This window comes from Acetobacter sp. DsW_063 (assembly GCF_002153745.1).
GTDB lineage: Bacteria > Pseudomonadota > Alphaproteobacteria > Acetobacterales > Acetobacteraceae > Acetobacter.
Genome location: NZ_JOPL01000029.1, coordinates 23,634 through 29,952, shown reverse-complemented (window position 1 = coordinate 29,952; position 6,319 = coordinate 23,634). Strand labels below are relative to the sequence as shown.

Annotated in this window: 6 protein-coding genes; 2 read left to right on the top strand and 4 right to left on the bottom strand. The window is 63.5% G+C overall.

The genetic code is table 11. The features are described from left to right. Positions 1–219 precede the first annotated feature (219 nt). From HK28_RS06080 to HK28_RS06065, 4 genes are all read right to left on the bottom strand, one after another. Positions 220–1,716 carry a YifB family Mg chelatase-like AAA ATPase gene (locus HK28_RS06080; protein WP_086643714.1) on the bottom strand — a complete coding sequence of 499 codons (1,497 nt, stop codon included), beginning with the start codon at positions 1,714–1,716 and terminating at the stop codon, positions 220–222. A 31-nt stretch (positions 1,717–1,747) separates the two neighbouring features. Next, on the bottom strand, positions 1,748–3,001 hold the full coding sequence (gene serA / locus HK28_RS06075) for a phosphoglycerate dehydrogenase (RefSeq protein ID WP_086643713.1): 1,254 nt from the start codon (positions 2,999–3,001) through the stop codon (positions 1,748–1,750). 214 nt (positions 3,002–3,215) lie between these two features. After that, positions 3,216–4,013 carry a histidinol-phosphatase gene (hisN, locus tag HK28_RS06070; protein ID WP_086643712.1) on the bottom strand — a complete coding sequence of 266 codons (798 nt, stop codon included), beginning with the start codon at positions 4,011–4,013 and terminating at the stop codon, positions 3,216–3,218. A 43-nt stretch (positions 4,014–4,056) separates the two neighbouring features. After that, positions 4,057–4,716: a cytochrome c family protein gene (locus tag HK28_RS06065; protein WP_233140389.1), complete on the bottom strand. Its 660-nt coding sequence runs from the start codon at positions 4,714–4,716 to the stop codon at positions 4,057–4,059. On the opposite strand from HK28_RS06065, the gene HK28_RS06060 reads away from it, so the two are divergent. Together HK28_RS06060 and HK28_RS06055 are read left to right on the top strand one after the other, a co-directional pair. Next, the gene (locus tag HK28_RS06060; RefSeq protein WP_086643720.1) at positions 4,710–5,453 is read left to right on the top strand and encodes a 3-deoxy-manno-octulosonate cytidylyltransferase; all 744 of its coding nucleotides are present in this window, start codon (positions 4,710–4,712) and stop codon (positions 5,451–5,453) included. The two genes, HK28_RS06065 and HK28_RS06060, sit on opposite strands and share 7 nt — an antisense overlap. Then, on the top strand, positions 5,450–6,313 hold the full coding sequence (locus tag HK28_RS06055) for a prephenate dehydratase (RefSeq protein ID WP_086643710.1): 864 nt from the start codon (positions 5,450–5,452) through the stop codon (positions 6,311–6,313). Before HK28_RS06060 ends, HK28_RS06055 begins: the two co-directional genes overlap by 4 nt. The last annotated feature ends 6 nt before the right edge of the window (positions 6,314–6,319 follow it).

The window sequence follows — 6,319 nt, the reverse complement described above, 5'->3', positions numbered from 1 at the left end:
TGCATTGCAGCAACGGCAGATCATCTCAAGACCTAACAGGCCCTAACATGCAACACCGTAGTTACCTGAGAGACGTCTCTCTGAGGCGCGCCGTTTCAATTCCCGGGGGCACCCCAAGACATATGGGTGTGATGGTTAAAACGTCGTGACGCGAAAATGCTCGCTATAAGACTGCGGTGTTCAGATTGATGTTCGAGATAGTGCATTCCGTCCACACGGTCACAGCAGCGATGCATGCCTCGGTCTGAGGCCGATCGCCTCCGTGACGTGTCGCGCTTCGATTAAGTCGCGGTCGTCGAGATCCGCTATGGTGCGGGCGACGCGCAGCAGGCGTGTAAAGCCGCGCGCTGAGAGACGTAGTTTTCGCGCAGCGTTCTCCAGAACGTTTTTCGCCTCAGGTGAGATCTCGAAATCTTGAGTCGATACCTCAGCATTGCGAAGACCGCCGACTCGGTCATTTTGGCGCGCTCGAGCGGTAACGACGCGGGCCGCGACAACTTCGGACGACTCCCCGGACGGTGCTTGCAAGAGGTGGAGGGGGCTCAACGGTTGCACGTCGACCCAAAGATCGATGCGGTCCAGCAGCGGTCCCGACAGACGGGAGAGGTAATCTTCCCCGCAGCGCGGCGCCTTGCGGCATTCGCGTGACGTGTCGCCCAGATATCCGCAGCGACACGGGTTCATTGCGGCGATCAGCTGAAATCGTGCCGGGTATGTGACGTGCGCGGCGGCGCGGGCGATGGTCGTTCGACCCAACTCCAGCGGTTGACGCAGGGATTCGAGCGCCTGTCGGGAGAATTCCGGCAATTCATCCAAAAACAGAACGCCTCGATGCGCGAGACTGACCTCGCCGGGCTTCGCGCGGGCGCCGCCGCCGATCAGCGCAGGCTGCGTGGCGGAATGGTGCGGGTCACGAAACGGCGGCCGTAACAGAGGACGCCCATCCGTCAGCAGCCCGGCGGCGCTGTAGATGCGGGTGACCTCAAGCGTCTCTTCCTTCGAAAGAGGCGGCAGCAATCCGGGCAGGCGAGACGCGAGCATCGACTTGCCGGAGCCGGGCGGCCCGGACATCAACATCGAATGACCGCCCGCAGCGGCGATTTCCAGCGCCCGCCGGGCGACGGCCATGCCCTTCACCTCGGCAAGATCTGGACCGATCGGCCCTTCATTTGTCAGTGATGGGAAAGCCGGCTGAGAGAGAACCTGCACACCACGAAAATGGTTCACCAGCGACACAAGATCAGGCGCGGCCAGAATATCGATATCGCCGCCGAAAACTGCCTCTGTCGCCTGTGCGGCGGGGCAGATCAGCCCCAGTTTTAGCGCGGCGGCAGAGATCGAGGCGGACAGAACGCCGGCGACCCTGTTCAAGCCGCCATCAAGCGACAACTCGCCAAGCACGGCGTAACGCCCGAGTTCCTCTATGGGCAGGACTTCCATCGCCGCCAGCACGGCGAGCGCGATGGGAAGATCGAAATGCGATCCTTCCTTCAGAAGATCGGCGGGGACGAGATTGATGAGAATACGTTTTGGCGGCAGCGCCAGTCCCATGGACGTCAGGGCGGCGCGCACGCGTTCCCGCGCTTCGCCGACGGCCTTGTCAGGCAGGCCGACGATGAGAAACGCAGGAAGACCGCTTGCGATCTGGACTTCCACCCAGACCGGAGCGGCCTCTATGCCCGAGAAAGCGAAACTACGGACCCGGGCGTTGATCATGAACCAGACGAAACCTTGGTTACCGCGTCAGTCAGCGGCCCTGGTAGAGCAGGCGAGCGCGAATGGAGCCATCCAGCTCGCGCAACTGATCGAGCAGGCGATGGTCCTTGTCATGATCGCCGCCCGTGTTGGCCTCGACCACGACGTAGCCTAGCTCGCCGTCCGTCTGAAGATACTGCGCCGTGATGTTGCAGCCTTCGCGAGAGAAAATCTCGTTGATGCGCGACAGGATGCCCGGAACGTTGTGATGGACATGCATGAAGCGCGTGCCGCGCGGGCTCTGCGGCAACTGCACGATCGGGAAATTCACAGCGCCCAGCGTGGAGCCGATGTCGGAGTAGTCGACGAACTTGCGAGCAACTTCGACGCCGATTCGTTCCTGCGCCTCGGCGGTGGAGCCGCCGATGTGCGGGGAAAGAATGACGTTATCAAGTTCCTGCAGCGGCGATACGAAACGCTCGCCCGCAGCTTTCGGCTCCTTGGGGAACACGTCGATGGCTGCGCCGAGCAGATGTCCTGATTTCAGCGCGTCGGCTGCGGCGTCGAGGTCGACGACGTTACCGCGCGCATTGTTGATCAGGAAGGAACCCGGCTTCATCGCACGAATCTGCTCAGCGCCGATCATGTTCGCCGTGCCCGGAAGCTGCGGAACATGAAGGCTGACCACGTCGCTCTCCGCCAGCATCGCCTCAAGGGAGTTCGCCGGAGAGGCGTTGCCATGACCCAGCTTGTCGATCACGTCGTAATAGATGACGCGCATGCCGAACGCTTCAGCCAGCACCGAGAGCTGCGAGCCGATCGATCCATAACCGACAATGCCAAGGGTTTTGCCGCGCACTTCCCAACTGTTGGTCGCGGATTTGTCCCACTGCCCGTCGTGGCAGCCGACCGATCGGGGGAAGATGCGGCGCATCAGCATCACGATCTCGCCCATCACCAGTTCGGCGACGGAGCGGGTGTTGCTGAACGGGGCGTTGAACACGGGGATGCCCCTTTCCTGCGCGGCCTTCAGGTCGACCTGATTGGTGCCGATGCAGAAGCAGCCGATGGCGATCAGACGGTCCGCCGCGTCGATGACTTCACGTGTGAGCTGCGTGCGCGAACGGATGCCGACGAGATGCACGCCTTCAAGAGCGCGTTGCAGCGCTTCGCCCTCAAGCGCGCCCTTGTGGCGGACGACGTTCTCGTAGCCGCTGGCTTTCAGCAGCGCCACGGCGCTGTCATGCACGCCTTCGAGAAGGAGAATGCGAATCTTGTCCTTGGAGAGGGACAGTTGAGAATTCATTCGGTTAGCTCGCGGCAGTTGCGCAAATCCGGGCCACGATCCGTCTGGCGGGCGGCGTTGGCGCGAAGGCGACCGCTAAGCCTTCATCGCGCATATCCGTCCGGCGCGTGGCGGCCGTCGGGGTGACGGGAAGCGGCGGGGCCGCCGCCATAGCACGTTTCAGTGCGCCCTGGAAATCATGGCGATTACGTCAGGGTTGCGTTCGGCGCGCGGTTCAGGCCCGGAGGCTCTCGACCGCCGAGTCGAGCAACGTCGCGTCGCCGACGGCGAGCACTGTGCCGTCTCCGGCGTCCGAGAGCGGTGCACCGTTCCAATCGGTCACCCGTCCCCCGGCGCCTTCAACCACCGGGATCAGCGCGGCCCAATCCCACGGTTTCATCGCGCATTCAGCGATGACGTCGATATGCCCCATCGCCAGCAAACCGTAGCTGTAGCAATCGCCGCCCCAACTCGCGCGCTTGGCCTGCTTCTTCAACCCGTTCCAGCCCGATCGAGGAGCGAGATCCAGCATTTCGGGAGAGGTGCAGGAAAGATCGGCGTCAGCCAGCGTCGCGCAGGCGCGAGTGGAGATCGTTCGCCCAACGTCGGACGCGCTCTTTCGAAACAGCGTCTGGCGGCCGGTTACGCCTGTCCAGCGTTCACCTGTCACAGGTTGGTCGATGACTCCGATCAGCGGTTCTCCTTCATGCATCAACGCGATCAGCGTGCCGAAGCTGGGGCGGCCGGTGATGAAGGCGCGTGTCCCGTCTATAGGATCCAGAGTCCAGCGGTAGCCGCTGGTTCCGCTCTGCAGACCAAACTCCTCGCCGAGAACCGCGTGATCGGGGTGACGTTCGGCAAGCATCGCGCGCATCACCCGCTCCGCCATGCGATCAGCGACGGTGACGGGACTTTCGTCCGCCTTGTCGAGCGTCGCGATCGGAGCGCGGAAATAGGGGCGAATGACGGCGCCAGCGACATCGGCAAGCGCATGGGCTGTTTCGATGAGGCGGTCGAGATCGTGAAGCGTCATGAGCGATCCTGTTGCAGGTCTGGCCACGTCCGTAAGCGCGGCGTCACGGCGTCGGGGCGGGGTGGAGAGTTTTGAGCCACGCGATGATGTCGGCGCGATCATTGGGGTCGGGCACTCCGGACAGTGACATTCGCGTGCCGGGAGCAAAGGCGAAGGGATTGCTGAGCCACACGCCGAGCCGCGCGTCGTCCCAGGTTTCACCGCGATGTGCGCTCAGGGCGGCGGAGTAGGAATATCCCGCCCGGCGTGCCACTCCGCGCTCGATGACGCCCGTCAGCGCGGGGCCAACGGCGTCATGGCCGTCCGGCGAGAGTTCATGACAGGTCGAGCAGATACGCGCGGCCAGAATTGCGCCATGCGCCACGCTGATCGGGCGCGGCAGGGCGTCGCCGTCTGTTTTCTCCGGAATGTCGAACGCCGGGCGTGGAGGCGGCGCATATGGTATGGCCCATGACCCGCACAGCCATGCGGTGGCGGCCGCCACGCACGTGATGAGGATCGCCGTGGCGATACGGTTCAAGGTCGAAAAATCCATGCTCACCCTGAGGCGGTCATCGCACGAAAGCGCGGGGCAGGGCGGCGCCAGACCGTAGTTGCGTCGATCAGCCGTCTTTTCTAGAGTGCGCGCCGCTTCATGTGAAGCGGTCGGCGGCGCTTTCGCCGTCGTGCGTGCTTCCGGGTTCCGTTCCGTCGATGATGTCACCTCTTATAGTGATTCCGGCCCGCATGGCCTCAACCCGACTTCCCGGCAAGCCGTTGGCGGATATTGGCGGTCGGCCGATGATTCTCCATGTGCTGGAGCGCGCTGTCGCGTCTGGCGTCGGGCGTGTCGTAGTGGCGGCGGCGGATGAAAAAATCGCCGTCCGCGTGCGCGAAGCCGGGGGAGAGGTCGTGCTGACCGACCCCGAATTGCCGTCAGGCTCGGACCGGGCGCACGCCGCAGCGGAAATTCTGGATCCCGAACGTCGGCATCAAGTCGTCGTCAATCTGCAGGGCGATTTGCCGGGGCTTGATCCTCAATCGCTTCGCGCGGTGCTGGCGCCGCTGTCCGACGACGCCATATCTATTGGGACGCTCGTCGCGCCGATTCACACTGCTGAAGAAGCCGCTGCGGACTCCGTCGTAAAAGTCGCCTGCGCCTTTTCTGACGATGATACTGCGGCGGCGCGCGCACTCTATTTTTCCCGCGTGACCATACCTTGGGGCGCCGGGCCGCTGTGGCATCATGTTGGCGTGTACGCTTGGCGCCGCGATGCGCTCGAGCGCTTCGTCACTTTGCCGGAGTCCGTTCTGGAACGGCGTGAAAAACTGGAGCAGTTGCGCGCGCTGGAGGCCGGGATGGCGATCGGATGCGCGCGCATTCCGGTTGCTCCGTTTGGGGTGGATACGCCCGACGACCTCGCCCGTGCGAGGCGCATGATTGAGAGAGTAAGTGCATGACGACCGGCGCATCCCACACGATCGCATTTCAGGGGCGACCCGGCGCTTACTCCGACCTCGCATGTCGTAAGGCGTATCCAGGATGGATGACGCTGCCTTGCGAAACCTTCGCCGACGCGATCGCCGCGGTGAATGACGGACGCGCCGCGCTGGGCATGCTTGCCTGCGAGAACAGCCTGGCCGGGCGGGTGCCCGATATCCACGCCCTGCTGCCCGATTCCGGGCTGCATATCGTGGGAGAGCACTTCCAGCGTGTGGAGCATTGCCTGATCGGCGTGCCTGGCGCGCGGATCGAGCAGGCGAAGCGGGTTCACACGCATACGGTCGCTCTGGGGCAGATCAGGGGGTTGGTGCAGGAGTTGGGACTGACGCCCGTCGTCGAATTCGATACTGCGGGCGCTGCTGAGCTTGTGGCGCAGTGGGGGCGACCGGAGGAAGTCGCAGTCGCTTCTGAACTTGCGGCCGAACTGAACGGGCTGACTATCCTGCGTCGCAATGTCGAGGACGCCGCACACAACACTACCCGCTTTTACGTGACGTCTCGCGACCCGCAGGCGGCGCCGTCCGCGGCGGCGATGATGACCACCGTGCTTTTCGGAGTGCGAAACGTTCCCGGCGCGCTCTACAAGGTGCTCGGCGGTTTCGCCACGAACGGCGTCAATATGACTCGCCTTGAAAGCTACATGACTGGCGGCTCCTTCGCTGCGACGCAGTTTCTGCTGGACGTTGAGGGAAAACCCGACGATCCGGGGCTTAAACGGGCGCTCGCGGAACTGGAGTTCTTCGCCGAGCGCTTTCGGATACTGGGCGTATATCCTCAGTCCCCCTTTCGGTTCGAAGCGCGCAACGTAGCGGCCTGAGAGGGC

Coding starts and splice junctions, on each gene's coding strand:
- HK28_RS06080 (WP_086643714.1), bottom strand. CDS start 1,716: ATGATCAACGCCCGGGTCCGTAGTTTCGCTTTCTCGGGCATAGAGGCC.
- HK28_RS06060 (WP_086643720.1), top strand. CDS start 4,710: ATGTCACCTCTTATAGTGATTCCGGCCCGCATGGCCTCAACCCGACTT.
- hisN (WP_086643712.1), bottom strand. CDS start 4,013: ATGACGCTTCACGATCTCGACCGCCTCATCGAAACAGCCCATGCGCTT.
- serA (WP_086643713.1), bottom strand. CDS start 3,001: ATGAATTCTCAACTGTCCCTCTCCAAGGACAAGATTCGCATTCTCCTT.
- HK28_RS06055 (WP_086643710.1), top strand. CDS start 5,450: ATGACGACCGGCGCATCCCACACGATCGCATTTCAGGGGCGACCCGGC.